Origin of the sequence: Salmonella bongori NCTC 12419 (genome assembly GCF_000252995.1) — a bacterium.
In the GTDB taxonomy this organism is placed as follows: Bacteria; Pseudomonadota; Gammaproteobacteria; order Enterobacterales; family Enterobacteriaceae; genus Salmonella; species Salmonella bongori.
In genome coordinates, this window is the sequence record NC_015761.1 from 3,613,024 (window position 1) to 3,629,163 (window position 16,140).

Annotated in this window: 15 protein-coding genes; 4 read left to right on the forward strand and 11 right to left on the reverse strand. The window is 42.7% G+C overall.

Features of this window, described 5'->3' with window-relative positions:
- Positions 1 to 4: 4 nt before the first annotated feature.
- Positions 5 to 1,201: a glycine C-acetyltransferase gene (gene kbl / locus SBG_RS17095; RefSeq protein ID WP_001213797.1), complete on the reverse strand. Its 1,197-nt coding sequence runs from the start codon at positions 1,199 to 1,201 to the stop codon at positions 5 to 7.
- A 202-nt stretch (positions 1,202 to 1,403) separates the two neighbouring features.
- Here kbl and rfaD point away from each other — a divergent pair, with 202 nt between their 5' ends.
- The 4 genes from rfaD to rfaL are packed head-to-tail and all read left to right on the forward strand — an operon-like array spanning position 1,404 to position 5,595.
- Positions 1,404 to 2,336, forward strand: a complete 933-nt coding sequence (rfaD, locus tag SBG_RS17100) for an ADP-glyceromanno-heptose 6-epimerase (protein ID WP_000587776.1) — start codon at positions 1,404 to 1,406, stop codon at positions 2,334 to 2,336.
- Positions 2,337 to 2,338: 2 nt separating this feature from the next.
- Entirely contained in the window at positions 2,339 to 3,385 is a 1,047-nt protein-coding gene (gene rfaF, locus SBG_RS17105; RefSeq protein WP_000699188.1) for an ADP-heptose--LPS heptosyltransferase RfaF, read from the forward strand.
- Positions 3,385 to 4,338, forward strand: a complete 954-nt coding sequence (gene rfaC / locus SBG_RS17110; protein WP_001264543.1) for a lipopolysaccharide heptosyltransferase RfaC — start codon at positions 3,385 to 3,387, stop codon at positions 4,336 to 4,338. The genes rfaF and rfaC overlap by 1 nt, the downstream gene beginning before the upstream one ends.
- A gap of 39 nt (positions 4,339 to 4,377) precedes the next feature.
- Entirely contained in the window at positions 4,378 to 5,595 is a 1,218-nt protein-coding gene (gene rfaL / locus SBG_RS17115) for an O-antigen ligase RfaL (protein ID WP_000958476.1), read from the forward strand.
- Between the two features lie 61 nt (positions 5,596 to 5,656).
- Here rfaL and SBG_RS17120 read toward each other — a convergent pair whose 3' ends face one another.
- The 10 genes from SBG_RS17120 to rfaQ all read right to left on the reverse strand — a co-directional run bounded on the left by SBG_RS17120 (position 5,657) and on the right by rfaQ (position 15,732).
- A complete protein-coding gene (locus SBG_RS17120) occupies positions 5,657 to 6,802 on the reverse strand; it encodes a lipopolysaccharide N-acetylglucosaminyltransferase (RefSeq protein WP_000591838.1) in 1,146 nt (381 codons plus the stop codon).
- Between the two features lie 82 nt (positions 6,803 to 6,884).
- On the reverse strand, positions 6,885 to 7,694 hold the full coding sequence (waaZ, locus tag SBG_RS17125; RefSeq protein WP_000536024.1) for a 3-deoxy-D-manno-oct-2-ulosonate III transferase WaaZ: 810 nt from the start codon (positions 7,692 to 7,694) through the stop codon (positions 6,885 to 6,887).
- 149 nt (positions 7,695 to 7,843) lie between these two features.
- Complete coding sequence (rfaY, locus tag SBG_RS17130; RefSeq protein WP_000582807.1) at positions 7,844 to 8,542, reverse strand: lipopolysaccharide core heptose(II) kinase RfaY; 699 nt, start codon at positions 8,540 to 8,542, stop codon at positions 7,844 to 7,846.
- Between the two features lie 20 nt (positions 8,543 to 8,562).
- Positions 8,563 to 9,573 carry a lipopolysaccharide 1,2-glucosyltransferase RfaJ gene (gene rfaJ / locus SBG_RS17135; RefSeq protein ID WP_000376881.1) on the reverse strand — a complete coding sequence of 337 codons (1,011 nt, stop codon included), beginning with the start codon at positions 9,571 to 9,573 and terminating at the stop codon, positions 8,563 to 8,565.
- Positions 9,574 to 9,590: 17 nt separating this feature from the next.
- Entirely contained in the window at positions 9,591 to 10,604 is a 1,014-nt protein-coding gene (gene waaO / locus SBG_RS17140) for a lipopolysaccharide 3-alpha-galactosyltransferase (protein ID WP_000039672.1), read from the reverse strand.
- 11 nt (positions 10,605 to 10,615) lie between these two features.
- On the reverse strand, positions 10,616 to 11,689 hold the full coding sequence (gene waaB / locus SBG_RS17145; protein WP_015703056.1) for a lipopolysaccharide 1,6-galactosyltransferase: 1,074 nt from the start codon (positions 11,687 to 11,689) through the stop codon (positions 10,616 to 10,618).
- Between the two features lie 83 nt (positions 11,690 to 11,772).
- A complete protein-coding gene (locus SBG_RS17150; protein ID WP_000183406.1) occupies positions 11,773 to 12,696 on the reverse strand; it encodes a glycosyltransferase family 52 in 924 nt (307 codons plus the stop codon).
- 54 nt (positions 12,697 to 12,750) lie between these two features.
- Positions 12,751 to 13,548: a lipopolysaccharide core heptose(I) kinase RfaP gene (gene rfaP, locus SBG_RS17155; RefSeq protein WP_000229816.1), complete on the reverse strand. Its 798-nt coding sequence runs from the start codon at positions 13,546 to 13,548 to the stop codon at positions 12,751 to 12,753.
- Between the two features lies 1 nt (position 13,549).
- Positions 13,550 to 14,665 (reverse strand): glycosyltransferase family 4 protein, encoded by a 1,116-nt coding sequence (locus tag SBG_RS17160; protein WP_000634271.1) that lies wholly within the window; start codon positions 14,663 to 14,665, stop codon positions 13,550 to 13,552.
- Entirely contained in the window at positions 14,662 to 15,732 is a 1,071-nt protein-coding gene (gene rfaQ / locus SBG_RS17165; protein WP_071826003.1) for a lipopolysaccharide core heptosyltransferase RfaQ, read from the reverse strand. Before rfaQ ends, SBG_RS17160 begins: the two co-directional genes overlap by 4 nt.
- Positions 15,733 to 16,140 lie beyond the last annotated feature (408 nt).

The window sequence follows — 16,140 nt, forward strand, 5'->3', positions numbered from 1 at the left end:
ATCCTCAGGCAATCACGCCCAGTTGTTTACCAATACGCGTGAACGCGTCTACCGCACGCGTAATTTGCTCAGGCGTATGCGCCGCAGACATCTGGGTACGAATACGCGCCTGACCTTTTGGTACGACCGGATAGAAGAAACCGGTTACGTAAATGCCTTCTTTTTGCAATTCGCGGGCAAATTTCTGTGCAACCACCGCATCTCCCAGCATCACCGGGATAATCGCGTGATCCGCCCCTGCCAGCGTAAAACCTGCGGCAGACATCTGTTCGCGGAACTGACGGGCATTTGCCCACAGGCGATCGCGCAGTTCGCCGCCGTTTTCTACCATCTCCAGCACTTTAATCGACGCCGCGACAATCGCCGGGGCCAGGGAGTTGGAGAACAGATAAGGACGCGAACGTTGACGCAGCCACTCCACCACCTCTTTACGCGCCGCGGTATAGCCACCGGACGCGCCGCCCAGCGCTTTACCCAGTGTACCGGTGATGATATCGACACGCCCCATCACGTCGCAGTATTCATGAGAACCGCGGCCATTTTCCCCCACAAACCCTACCGCGTGAGAGTCATCGACCATCACCAGCGCATCATATTTGTCCGCCAGATCGCACACGCCTTTCAGGTTAGCGATAACGCCATCCATTGAAAACACGCCGTCGGTGGCGATCAGTACATGACGCGCGCCAGCTTCACGCGCTTCTTGCAGACGCGCTTCCAGCTCCTGCATATCATTGTTTGCATAGCGGTAGCGCTTCGCTTTACACAGGCGAACGCCGTCAATAATAGACGCATGGTTCAGCGCATCGGAGATAATGGCGTCTTCTGCCCCCAACAACGTTTCAAACAGACCACCGTTAGCGTCAAAACAGGAAGAGTACAGAATCGCATCTTCCATACCGAGGAAAGTGGCCAACTTTTGCTCCAGCTGTTTATGACTGTCCTGGGTACCGCAGATAAAGCGTACCGAGGCCATGCCAAACCCATGGGAATCCATTCCTGCTTTCGCCGCCGCAATCAGTTCCGGGTGGTTTGCCAACCCCAGATAGTTATTGGCGCAAAAGTTAATGACGCGGCTTCCATCCGCCACGGTGATATCCGCCTGCTGTGCAGACGTGATAATGCGCTCTTCTTTAAACAACCCTTCCGCCCGGGCGGTTTCCAGATCGTTGGTTAACTGTTTGTAAAAATCCCCACGCATTGCGATTCTCCAGACTGGGCAAATTTCAGCACATATTACCCAAAGCTATACGTTGATACGAGATGACGCATCATCACTTCTTTAAAATGCAGCATAAATCACGCGTATCCTCACGGGTTATCAGTGAATGGAGGAATAGTGATATGATGAGAGCATTCATGTCTGAGGCAGTCTCGGACACCTTAATTCAAAGGTTACAGTTATGATCATCGTTACAGGCGGCGCGGGCTTTATCGGCAGCAATATCGTTAAGGCTCTGAATGATAAAGGTATCACCGATATTCTGGTGGTAGATAACCTGAAAGACGGCACCAAGTTTGTGAACCTGGTGGATCTCAATATTGCTGACTATATGGATAAGGAAGATTTCCTGATCCAGATTATGTCCGGCGAGGAACTTGGCGATATTGAGGCTATTTTCCATGAAGGCGCCTGCTCTTCCACTACCGAGTGGGATGGCAAATACATGATGGATAATAACTATCAATACTCCAAAGAGCTGCTGCACTATTGCCTTGAGCGCGAAATTCCGTTCCTGTATGCCTCTTCTGCCGCCACCTATGGCGGTCGCACCTCCGATTTCATCGAATCGCGCGAATATGAAAAACCGCTTAACGTATACGGGTACTCCAAATTCCTGTTTGATGAATACGTGCGCCAGATCCTGCCAGAAGCAAACTCCCAGATTGTCGGTTTTCGCTATTTCAACGTCTATGGACCGCGTGAAGGCCATAAAGGCAGCATGGCAAGCGTTGCATTTCATCTGAATACGCAATTAAACAACGGCGAAAGCCCAAAACTGTTTGAAGGTAGCGAAAACTTCAAGCGTGATTTCGTCTATGTGGGCGATGTCGCTGACGTTAACCTGTGGTTCCTGGAGAGCGGTGTTTCGGGCATCTTTAACCTGGGCACAGGCCGTGCGGAATCCTTCCAGGCCGTCGCCGACGCGACGCTGGCGTATCATAAAAAAGGTAGCATTGAGTACATTCCATTCCCGGATAAGCTGAAAGGGCGCTATCAGGCGTTTACGCAGGCGGATTTGACGAATCTGCGTAATGCAGGTTACGACAAACCCTTCAAGACCGTCGCCGAAGGGGTAACGGAATATATGGCCTGGCTGAACCGCGACGCGTAAGTATGAAAATTTTGGTCATAGGCCCATCCTGGGTAGGCGACATGATGATGTCGCAAAGCCTCTACCGTACGCTCAAGGCGCGCTATCCTCAGGCAATAATCGACGTGATGGCACCCGCGTGGTGTCGTCCATTGTTATCGCGTATGCCAGAAGTCAATGAGGCTATCCCCATGCCTCTGGGCCACGGCGCGCTGGAAATTGGCGAACGCCGCAAATTGGGTTATCGCCTGCGAGAAAAACACTATGATCGCGCGTATGTGCTGCCTAATTCGTTTAAATCCGCGCTGATTCCTTTCTTTGCCAACATTCCACATCGAACTGGCTGGCGTGGCGAAATGCGCTATGGACTGCTCAATGATGTGCGCGTGCTGGAGAAAGAAGCCTGGCCACTGATGGTGGAACGCTACGTAGCGCTGGCTTATGACAAGGGCGTGATGCGTACAGCAAAAGATCTGCCACAGCCACTCCTTTGGCCGCAGTTACAGGTCAGTGAAGGTGAGAAATCGCTGATATGCAGCGAGTTTTCGCTATCGACGGAGCGTCCACTGGTAGGTTTCTGTCCCGGCGCGGAGTTTGGCCCGGCGAAACGTTGGCCACACTATCACTACGCTGACCTGGCAAAACAGCTTATCAATGAAGGCTATCAGGTTGTACTGTTTGGCTCGGCAAAAGACCATGAAGCCGGGAATGAAATCCTGGCAGCGCTGAATAGTGAACAGCAGGGATGGTGCCGTAATCTGGCGGGGGAAACCCAACTGGAGCAGGCCGTCATTCTGATAGCCGCCTGTAAAGCCATTGTCACTAACGATTCCGGACTGATGCACGTCGCGGCAGCGCTCAACCGTCCACTGGTCGCGTTGTATGGCCCCAGTAGTCCGGACTTCACGCCGCCTCTATCGCATAAAGCTCGCGTAATTCGTCTGATTACGGGTTATCACAGAGTGCGTAAAGGCGATGCGGCGCAAGGCTATCACCAGAGTCTGGTCGATATCACACCGCAGCGAGTTCTGGAAGAACTTCATTCCTTGTTGTCGGAAGAGGACGTTTAATGCGCGTTTTGATTGTTAAAACGTCATCGATGGGCGACGTGTTGCATACCCTGCCTGCGCTAACCGACGCACAACACGCGATTCCAGGAATTCAATTTGACTGGGTTGTCGAAGAAGGGTTCGCGCAAATACCATCCTGGCACGGCGCCGTCGATCGCGTCATTCCCGTCGCTATTCGCCGCTGGCGCAAGGCCTGGTTTTCCGCGTCGGTCAAAGCGGAACGCAACGCCTTTCGTCATGCGCTACGTGCATATCACTATGATGCGGTTATTGACGCCCAGGGGCTGGTAAAAAGCGCCGCGCTGGTGACACGTCTGTCGCAGGGGATAAAGCACGGTATGGACTGGAGTACAGTCCGCGAGCCACTGGCCAGCCTGTTTTATAACCGTAAACACCATATCGCGAAGCAACAACATGCTGTTGAACGGACGCGCGAGTTGTTCGCCAAAAGCCTGGGATATGATAAGCCACAGACGCAGGGCGATTACGCCATCGCAAAACATTTTCTGCTTGACCAGCAAACGGTCGGCGCTCCATATGCGGTATTTTTACATGCCACGACCCGCGATGATAAGCACTGGCCGGAAGCCAACTGGCGTGAGCTGATTAGCTTGTTGGGCAATGCCGGGCTCCGGATAAAACTTCCCTGGGGAGCACCTCATGAAGAAGCCCGCGCTAAAAGACTGGCCGAAGGCTTTGACTATGTGGATGTATTACCGCGCATGAGCCTGGAGGAAGTCGCCAGAGTGCTGGCTGGCGCAAAGTTTGTTGTATCGGTTGATACCGGCCTGAGCCATCTCACCGCAGCACTCGACAGACCGAATATTACGCTATATGGCCCAACGGATCCTGGGTTGATTGGCGGTTATGGGAAGAACCAAATGGCATGTTGCTCGCCAGAAAAAAACCTGGCGAATTTAGATGCTACAAGCGTATTTGGAAAGATTACTTAAAGAGACGCTGTCTCACCCCAAACCTATTGTGGAGAAAAGATGCTAACCACATCATTAACGTTAAACAATAAAGAGAAATGGAAGCCTACCTGGAATAAAGCGCTGGTTTTTCTTTTTGTTGCCACGTATTTTTTGGATGGTATTACGCGTTATAAGCATTTAATAACAATACTTATGATTATAACCGCGATATATCAGGTTTCACGCTCACCGAAAAGTTTTTCACATCTCTTCAAAAGTAGCGTATTTTATAGCATAGTGCTATTATCGTTAGCCCTTGTCTATTCTGTGTTCATTTCACCGGATATGAAGGCCAGCTTCAAAGAATTTAAGAATACGGTGCTGGAAGGATTTTTATTATATACTTTATTGATTCCTGTCTTATTAAAAGATGAAAACAAAGAAACGATTGCAAAAATCGTACTTTTCTCTTTTCTTACAAGCTTAGGGTTACGTTCACTGGTAGAAATTGTTCTTTATATTCAGGACTATTCCAGGGGAGTGATGCCATTTACAAACTATGATCACCGGCATATATCTGACTCAATGGTATTTCTCTTTCCGGCTCTGTTGAATATCTGGCTATTCAGAAAAACGTCGCTCAAATTGGCTTTTTTCGCGCTAAGCGCCGTCTATCTGTTCTTGATGTTAGGTACATTGTCGCGTGGAGCATGGCTGGCAGTTTTAGTGGTGGGTGTTTTATGGGCGATATTGAATCGCCAGTGGAAGCTAATGGGAGTTGGCGCGGTTTTACTGGTTATTGCAGGTGCGCTGGTGATCACTCAGCAAAGCCATAAACCGGATCAGGAGCGGTTACTTTATAAATTGCAACAGACGGATAGTTCATATCGTTATACGAACGGAACCCAGGGCACCGCGTGGATACTGATTCAGGAAAATCCTGTAAAAGGCTACGGCTATAGCAATGATGTTTATGATAGTGTCTATAACAAACGCGTGGTCGATTATCCAACGTGGACGTTTAAAGAATCTATCGGCCCGCATAATACTATTCTTTATATCTGGTTTAGCGCCGGCATATTGGGTCTGGCGAGCCTGGCCTATTTATATGGTGCTATTATCAAGGAAACAGCCAGTTCCACCTTTAAAAAAGTAGAGATAAGCCCCTACAATGCTCATCTTTTATTATTCCTATCTTTCGTCGGTTTTTATATCATTCGTGGAAACTTTGAACAAGTCGATATAGATCAATTAGGGATAATTACTGGTTTCCTGCTGGCGCTAAGAAATAAATAAATGAATAAAATGCGCTGATACTTATCAAGGTATTAGCGCGTTTTCCACAGTAAGTATTAAATTATTTATCAAACCAACTGGTCATTTGCTCTTCAAAACGCTGCGCTACGTTTTCCCAACTGTATTTTGAAAATACCAGTTCTTTTGCATTTTTTGCAATCTGATGGCGTTCCTTATCAGCAAGCGCACGGTTAATATCATTAATAACACTGTGGCTCGACATCGGTTCCGCGAGGTGATAACCCGTTATACCATCTAACACGAATTCGCAAATCCCCCCTTTTTTACTGGCAAGGACTGCTTTTCCAGCCGCCATCGCTTCTACAGCCACCATGCAAAACGCCTCTTCAACCTGAGAGGGAACAATAACCAGATCGGCGATATGGTAGAAATTATGCATGTGCTCAGGCGATTGCCCGCCCACCATAATACAATCAGTGCCAATATCCTTTGCAGCATCCAGAACTTGCTTTTGATACTCTGCTTTTTCCCCTTTGCGGCTTGCATACGGGTCGCCAACGACCACAAGTTTAAGATCGCTTCTCAGGGTACGTAATTGTTTAAACGCTTGCAAAAGCAATAAGATGCCTTTATCGGGCGAAATTCTCCCGGCATATAAGAGAACAGTGGCATCTTCCGGAATATTTAGCTGCTGACGAAGATTATCTTTCGGATTTCTGGTATAGGTTTCAGCGCAAAAACCGTTAGGGACGATACAAACATCAGCAGCGGGCAACCTTTCTTCATAAAACGCTTTAAGGAACTGGCTGGGCACAACAATTTTCGCATCATTATCAGGAAGTTCTGGTTCAAAGGCGTTATGCATGTGCATAACCAGTTTTGCATTCGGATTGCGCTCTCTAATCTGTCGGTAAAGTTTCATACTATTATGCACAACAATAACACTATCTTCCTGGGTAGTGACTTTGTCTCTAACATTAAGAACACGCTGGGAATAAGGTAAAGGATCGAGGCGAGTCCATTTCTGGAAAAGGCGCTTATAAATTTTACTAAATCCAATATAATGAATATCACAGTTGTCGTTTACTCTGTAATATTCAGGGTAACCAGAATTCTTTATGCAAGCAATAGCGTTAGGTATTGATAGTCGCTTAGCAACCTGGTATATCCAGGTCTCTACCGCAGCCGCACTACGTGGAGGAATTGAAAATATAGGAGTAACAGTAAATATGATTTTTTTAATCATAATAGCTTTAATCCGGAACAGTTAAGCCTTATGGAAAAAGAAAGCGTGCTAAAAGCAACGCAAAATGGCAATTTTTTAGTATTTAGACGATCTTATCGTAATATATCTCATCCTCAAGATCTGAGGCTTTAATATACGGGATAATATCATAATGAATCGCAGTATCATCTGATAAATTAAAGATATTTAAATCACTGACATTTTTTCTCATAAAAGTAAAAAATGGTAGTATTTTAAACAAATCTTTACTCAATTCAGACGGCATAGGATTAGAGGCTTCATCATAGAAACGTGGGCAACTGCCCGTTAAGTCAAGCCCGGAACATATAATACGTTTGTATTTTAGGGAATACGCAACCTGAATAGCTGTATACGCAATAGTATGACAAGAACAATAACCAATACTAATGTCTTTACAAAACCCGGTCAATCTGCCTCTTTTTGAGAAAGGAACCGAAATAAGTAATGACTTATGAATGCGCCTGAGAAAATTAAATTTAATTTTCTTTAAAAAGCCCCCTTTCTCGCGACGGTAAAAAGAGCGAATAATTAAACAGTTTTCTTCAATATATTTTTTATCTTCTGCTGTAGCCTGTTCGTAAACATCAAGGTTGACAATAGTAAACTGACTATGGCTACTAAATTTATAAAAATCCTCGCGTCGGTTATGAAGAAACCGAACGTCCGTCAGAAGATACAAAAAGGGTTTGACGTTATTGCTGAGCAAATAGTTGACAGAGCCATTTACTGCAATGACATCTTTCACTCGTAACAAGGACAGCGGCGTCTTTCTGGAGGTTGGGCCAGAAAGAAAAATAATACAATCTTCAGCCGTTCTTTTCGCAATAAGTTGCAGAACATCGGCGTGAGTTATAAAGTTAACGCTGCCCATAAAAAACTCGTATGCTTATCATGCAACCTATAAATAAAAGTTATGCTTAATTAGTAAAATTACATCTTAAATTCTCTTCAGTATGTCACAACGTTACAGCAAATTAAAGCCAGCTGATCCCTTAAATTAAACTAAACGTGCTACATTGCTCAGCGCTTTTCCTTACCTTTAATACGGCGAAGGAGATTTCTGATTTTTTTCTTATAAATCAATAGGTAAAATCCGATATCTTTTACGTTATTTTTGATATCATAATGTCTTTCTAAATCAATACGATCCTTTGCTTGTCGTTGTCGTGAAGGTCTTTTTCCGGACAAATCGATAATTCTGATTTCACCACCTTGAAGAATAAAGTTGCCTTTATGGGGATCGCCTGAAACCATACCATGCTTATGCAAGGAAACTATTGATTGCTTAATCTTATTTTTCACCTCATCAGAAATTTCCGGCATATCAACAAGTTCAATCCCTTCGATATATTCAATCAGCATCACGTATGTTTTTACATAGCGTAATGTTTTAATTTCCGCCAGAAGATAAAAATCATTAAGTGCTTTAAACCCTTCACGCCGGACACGATCGGTCTGGCGAAATAATTTCTCGTAGTAATCTCCTTTTACCAGCGATTTGAAAAAGCGTTCAGTATTTTTTACTTTTGGACTAAATACTTTAAGGATATATTTGCCATACGCTGTATCAATCAATACAACTTTTGTATCTTCTATATTACGAAAAACTTTGAGCACCTGAAGATTATAAGATAAAAAGTCTTTAAATATATCAATGTATTTTTCACCATCTTTTTTGACAAAAACGGTATAGTTTTTAATCTTTTTTTCAATAATCATAATAAGATTTAGGGAGGGAATTATTTGTGGAAAAGTTTACGGTAGAGATAAGCGCTTCCTGCCAGAAAGCCTTTGAAATAATGCCCCTGCACGAAAAGATGTTTGTATCGTTTTTTAAATTCAATTATTGTATGAGCATCTTTTGCAGGATGATCCTTCCATGGTGAATGAAGACGTGCATTTTTATAATACATAACTGAAGGATAGTTTGCCCAGGCATGCCACGGCTTTGTGGCTCCTGTATAATGAATTAAAATAGTACTATCATTAATTATGTTGCTGTATTTATTATGTGTTCTGTCATTTAACTCACTTTTGATAGTATAGATAGTATTATACTGTCGCGGCAGGAAAATAACCTTATTATGCAGCAAAATATTTAAAACATCCTGATCGGGGTATTTAAAGGAATCTGCCTCTTTACCCGCCAGCAGTAAAAATGCTTTTTCTGTTAAATCATTCTCTTTCCATAACGTCAGGTTAACGAAGACGACACCAGAATTAAAATAATCGCCTTGCAAATTAAATGCTCTTAACCTCTCATTTACCTTATTCTGGATTGAATCAACATCTTTAACAACCGCAGCAATTTTTTCTGTCAGATCAAGTCTTAACAATTCTTGCAAAGAGCCTTTACATACAACATCAGCATCTAAATAGAGTAATGTATTTACCTTTTTACTGAGATAATCGAAAGCGAATAAACGGAAATACATTGCTCTCGACCATACCTTTGTTTGAGGTAACACCTCAAGACTGTCAACTTTAATAAGATAAAGAGCTATCTTGATATGATACTGTACAGCTAAACGCTCTATATCCTTAACAAAGCTTTGCGAGTAAGAGTCACAAATAATATGAAAAGCAACAGGAATATCATTATTTAATAATACCGAAGCAATTGATACCCCTACACCATCAAGATAGTTTTCGTCAACACCATAAGAAACATTTAATATGTGGTCATCACTATTATTGCTTTCATCAAAAACTTTATACTCAGTTATTTCTATCTCAGGGAATGAATCCATTACATCACCTATAGTTTTTATTCAAGGATTTTACGTTTAAAGTAGGCTATATAATAACCTATACCCGAAGTATACCGTTTTTGGTTAAACATATGCTTCGCCGCATAACGTAATTGATGACTAGTGACTGGATTTAAAAGTGCAGAGTTAGACCATGGTGAGTTGCTCTTCGCCTGTAAAAAGTATTGTGAAACAGAATAAGCCCCCCAACTATGCCATGGTTTTGTTGGCCCTATATAATGAACAAAAACAGTATCAGCATTAACTGGGTTAATAACTGAATCTTTTAATTCATAATTCAGGCTAAATTGCGTATTAAATTTTTTATCAACAAAACGTGCTTTGTTTACTAATAATATATTTAACACATCCTGATCAAGATGCGTTATGCGCTGTACCATCTCAGGATCTTTCAACATTTCTATCGCTTTCTGCGAAATATTTTCAGCTGCCCAGGCAGGTATATTAATGAGTATAAACCCAGCATTAAAATAACCAGAAACCAGTCCTGGTGTAGCCAGACTAACCGAGCGCTTAGTCCACCATTCCAGTTCGCCTTCAGCTACGACCGCCGCAATCTCATGCTCTGCGAAGCTAAGATCAATAAGTTCCTGAATGCTTCCCTTACATGCAATATCAGCATCCAGATAAAGCACTCTATCTGTTTTGTCTGAAAAATAGTCGGCGATAATGAACCTAAAATAGGTTGCGTAAGTCCAGTTTTTTGTGCTGGGTAATGATTTCAATCGTTCACAATCGATTAAATAGACAATGATTTGCGTAGCGTACTGTTTTGCCAATGCGTCAAATCGCAGCCTATCTTCGGCACCAAAGGAATCGGTAAAAACATGGAAAGCTAACGCCTTCGCTGGGTTAGCAAGGAGAATCGATGCAATAGATACACCACAGCCAAAAAGAAAGTTTTTATCAATCCCGTAAGCTATATTGAATTTATCCGCATCACTATGTTGTGCGTAATTATAATCTAAAGTCTGTTGAATGACTTCTTCTTCAAAGTATTTTTTGCTCATAGTGATCACTTTTATATTTTCGAGAATATCGCATTTTTGAAATTTTTAAAATATGAAGTATCGTAAAACTTCTCAATTGTGTCTGGGATAATATCATGCTGATATTTTATTTCGCCGGAAATAACTTGATTCAAATATCCTACAAAATCATCTATAGCGCCCGGAGCGTAAAGCTCACCATTCAAACCTGGTTTAATCATATCGCGCGGACCGGACATACAATCGGAACTTATGCATGGAATTCCGTATGACATCGCCTCCAGCAACGTCATCGGAAATCCCTCAAAGGCAGAGGTGAGTAATAACGCAGTGGCATTTTTTACTTTTAGCTGTACGACTTCCCATGGCGCGCTTTGCCAGCCATACCAGATAATACGCTGATCAATACCAAGCTCTCGGCTATAGGCTTGACACTTTTCGAAATCAGAACCATCACCAATAATATGTAATTGCCATTCACCTGCTGTACGGGATAAACCATCAAACAAATCTTTAATTCTTTTCTGACCTTCGAATTTAAGACGCCCGACATAGAGAAATACAGCGGGATTATCGTGTTCAGGTGGCGGAACAATGATAGTTTTGATAGAAACAGGATTATACACAACGCTAATTTTTTGCGTTGAAATGCCACGTGTTATCATCTGCTCTTTAATACCATTACTAATGGCCAAATGATAATCCGCATACGTTATACATTCTGCATGTTTTTTATGGTCAAGCGAGAAATGCGGCCATGAGAATAGGGTAAAACGCTTACCACTTTTTTTTCGCGCTTTATGAGCATAAAGGCATGAGATGACATCAATACATATCACAATATCCGGTGATGTTTCTTTCAACCATTGACTAAAGTTATAAATATGCTTAGCCCGGCGAACAAAGCTTAATTTTATATTTGAAAATGATGATGCATATTTAATATCTTTTAACCAAGTTTTATCCATTTTGTCATTACGACAAAAGAAAAACATTTCACAGTTAATTTTCGGCGTGCTACCCTCAAACGTATGGATAACGTTACTAATAACGGTTTCCATTCCCCCAAAACCAGATACTGCTTCGCCAATAAACGCTATTTTCAATGAACCCACCATTTTTTGTCACTGATGTCATCTGGTCATCTTTATTTTTATATTTTGTAAGAATAAAACCATCAACACTATATTTATACTGAGATATGGTTAAAATCAAGCTCCAGTCCATGATTAAAAGCATCTGTTAATAAAGGGCTGATTAGTTTATAATTTTTAACAGCCGAAATATTATTTAAATTATACTGAACTGTACTATTAAAGCCATATAACTTTAATTCCAGCCCTTGCTCAAGATATTCTAAAATAATATCCTCAGCTATCATTTCAGATTTAACATTTAATACGTCATCAAATTCATGAGAATCATATCGAGGGTGAGGTATATATATATCGATGTCTTCTCTCTTAATAAATACCTGAAGATGTTGAAGAAAAAGGTTCTCATCTTCTTTATTTTTTAATGCGTCAATATATACGGTCCCTAATAATATTTTTTTCAAACCCCTATTTTTATCGGGAGTAGCTGTATGATGCACCAATATAATTTCTTCTGTGTTTTTAATGATATTTTTTTTATCAGGGAATAATGTATAATGTTTTTTATCTAACTGTAACACCTCCTCTTTATGATATTTTCGCCCCATCGTTTTTCTTATAAATTTTGATGCTGTGCTTATATGCTTATCTTTGTACATTATACTTTTTCGATTAATATTATTTGTACCATCATCAAACGTTTTTATTTCAGAGAAAGAAATACACGATAAAATATGATGTACAAGAGGAACATGAAAGTTAGCAAAGAAAACTGTATGATATTCTCTGGCATACTTTTCCATGATTTTTTTAGCATACCGAGTTCTTTTAAGCGTTTTAAATGTCGAAAATTTTGCTACCTGCGGGACGATATCTGAGTGCCGACATAACGGCTGAATTATTTTTAAATAGTACTGGTTTTTTACGTTATCTATATCGCCAATAAATAAAAAATCAACTTTTTCCAACTGCTCTTTTTCTATTATTGACCGTGCAATCAGCAATTGCAAATTAGTCATGCATATGAATAGAAACATATAGCCTCTAAGCTATTTAAAAATCTACTTTTTATATTAAAGATTTTTTCTTATTGTTCTTTCTTTAATTCTGGACGCTTTAATATCCGCCTGATGAATCAACTCCGATTCTTTCCGTAGAATCTCACGTAAGGGTAGCAAGAAATACTCCCGCATAAAACGAAAAATATCTCGTTGAGTCAGGCCAATATTCATGGAAGAAAAATAAAGGCCAATTAAATCTTTGTCACGCCAACGCAGCGGAACGTGCTCACGTATTTGCGCTCGATGCAGGTCGATGACGGAAATATTTAAATCCTCTTCGTGCCCGGAGAAAGGCAAATGTAGAAGAAAATGACAAATATAACAGTCGCGATGGTTAATTCCCCCGGCGTGCATTTTACGCACCATTGTCGCCACGCGTTTAATTATCATCCGCTTCACTTGTACATCCGGTGGATCAACATCCCAGTCAGCACAATAATCTTCGAGGCTAATAGTAGGCGTCAAATCTTCGGTAATAATAAATGATGTTCTGGTTAGCGGATTTAAACCTTTTTCACCAAAACCAACGCCGTGCATCGTATCTACACCTAACTCACGCAGACGGTGAATCGCATGCCATTCTCTGTCCGCTCCCAGAACAGGCATACGCAACGAAATCAGATTCTTCACAATTTCTTTCAGTGACGTGCCTTTATGCCATTTCAGGAAATAGCTTTTACCAGCCAGCTCAAATCGCAAGGTTCGCCGCGTCTCGAGTTCTCTGAACACCTCACCCTGCAATTTTTTCACTTCCTCAAAAGCATCTTTGCCACGCCATAGTGTGGTTAACGGCGCTTTCAGCTCAACCATCTCAATCACCTGTAATAATATCCGCGGCCTTCTCCGGCAAGCTATATAAATCCTGAGTATCGGCATAATGCCGCGCATTTTCTGCCCAGGCGCTACATAAGGAAGGCTGTGTAAGCGCTTTGAGTAAAATCTCATTTAGCGCTTCCTGGCGGAAAGGTTCTGCAATCGCTTCGCCACAATTTGCATCAACAATATAGTGCGCATAACCACATACCGCAGTGGTTAATACGGGCAAACCAGCAGTAATGGCTTCCAACAAAACAATACCCGCTGCTTCCTGATAGGCTGGATGGAGTAAAAGGTCAGCCGCCGCCATTAATTCTGCGATATCATTACGGCCAGAGAAAAAATGCACATTAGCGCCGACGCCACTTTTTTCAGCCAGTGCCGCAAATTTTTTCGGCTTATCCTGTCCGACAACATAAAGCACTGTATTATTCCGTAAAGATTCAGGCAACGATGCGAGCGCTTCAATAGTGCGATCCACTCCCTTACGAGTAAAATCAGACCCTACCTGTAACAGCAGTTTTTGCTGTTCTGAGATACCATTTTTCTGCCGATAAATTTGACGGCTGTTAGGGATCTGTTGATTATATTTTCTGTCGGGGTAAATTCCAGGAGGAAGAATATGAAAACGCTCCGCTTCAGTCTGATAATGTTTTTGAAAGTCAGCAATCTGCTTATTCGTCAGCATCAATAACTGCGTACGCTTGCCATGCTCAAACGTGGCGCGTTCAAAAGCAGCATAATGTCGATAACGTGATGTCAGACGATAGAAAAAGCCTTTTTCCTGCGCGACCTTTTCGGCATAACATACGTCCGCGGCATAATATACATCAAGGCCTGGCATTTTATTGAAGCCAACAACCCTATCGACTGGATGGTCGCACAAATGGTGTTGCACCCAGGCGTAATATTCTGCGTTACGGCCGTGGTTCGTCCGGGATTTAACAGGCACGCGGATCAATTCAAACTTATCCGGACATTCCCCTTCCCATGTCTGGGTATAAACACGCACCTGATGACCACGCGCCGCAACAGTTTGGGCAATGCGCATAAAATCACGTTGCAGACCGCCGAAAGGGAAATATTTATATAAGCAAAAGGCAACTATCATACCTGGCTATCCAAATCTATGGGGTGTGCCTCACGCGGCAGCATTTTTTCCGTCGCGGCAATAACATCTTCAGCCGGAATAACAGAAAGGTATTTTTTATTACGATCAAGTTCATGCCGTTCAGGCATAGGGTGATAGTTACCTGCCCAAAACTGAATAATGTCGTCGGTCCAGGGACGCCAGAATACATGATCCGTCGCGCCAAAAAGGCAAATAACCGGGGTTTTGACTGCGGCGGCGATATGGCCTGGAGCCGAATCAACCCCGATGAACAGAGCTGCATGATCAATCAATGCGCCCAGTTCCGGAAACCGAGTTTTACCCGCCAGACCTGTAACCGGTTTTGTTTCGCACCCGCGGGCAATATCATCTACACAGGCCATCTCGTCTGCGGCCGGGCCTGACGTCAATACAACCTGGTAACCACGGCGCTGTACGGCATCAATAACGCGGGAGAATTTATCGTTATCCCAGCACTTAAAACGCTGCCGTGCTGTAGGTTGAATAACAATATATTGCCGGGTCACACCAAGCTTTTTGAGCTGCTGTCGCATATTTTCCCAATGCTCCGGACGATAGCTCATGGTGGTTTCCGTGACATAGTGCTTTAGCCCTAACGGTTTTAGGGCAGACAACGTGCGCTCCACAGCGTGTTCCCCCGCGTACGGTACTAAATGCGTAAAGCTTTTTTTCCATAAAGCAGACTGACGATTGCCAAAATCCTGTGAGATCTTTATTCTGGCGTCTAAAAAACGCACAATAAGCGCCACACTCCATTGATCGGTGAGATTGATGACCAGGTCATAGTGATTAGCACGCAGTTTTTTGACCAGTGATAGCGCGTTTTTAATCTTCTCTTTTGTTCCCGTGCCTTTGTTACTGATGCCGTAGAGTGCATTAATCTCCGGATTTTCCGACAATATCGGTATGGTGTTCTGGTAAAGAAGCACATCGATTTTTGCATCGGGATAATTCTGCTTCAGCGTACTGATGACAGGAGTAGTCAGTAACATATCTCCATGAAAACGCATTTTTATAATCAGAATTCTTCGAAACGGCTTTTCCACAAGCGACTCTTTGGTTGAGATTGTCCGGATAAATAAGCAGAAAAAAGCACGCTACCGCCCCAGGCTTCACAGCAACCCGATGGCTAATACCGCACTCATCTTAGATGCGCTAGTGTAACACTTCTTTCGCAGCAATCCGATATGAATAAATTTTAGACACAATCATTTTTTTAATTATAAATTCAAAGAGATATTAATTTACCCCCCTCATTTGAAAGGCCATTCCAAATCCCCGGGAGCGATGAGAGCAGCAAATTTCAATGAATTGCGTAAAAATGCAAAAATAATGAAGTTATGCTCTACGCCTCCTCGCTTCCAGGCCAATTTGGTGCAAAAACGGGAAAAGTAATGGTAAAGCCCCGGCTAAATACATAGAATCCCCAGCACATCCATAAGTCAGCTATTTAC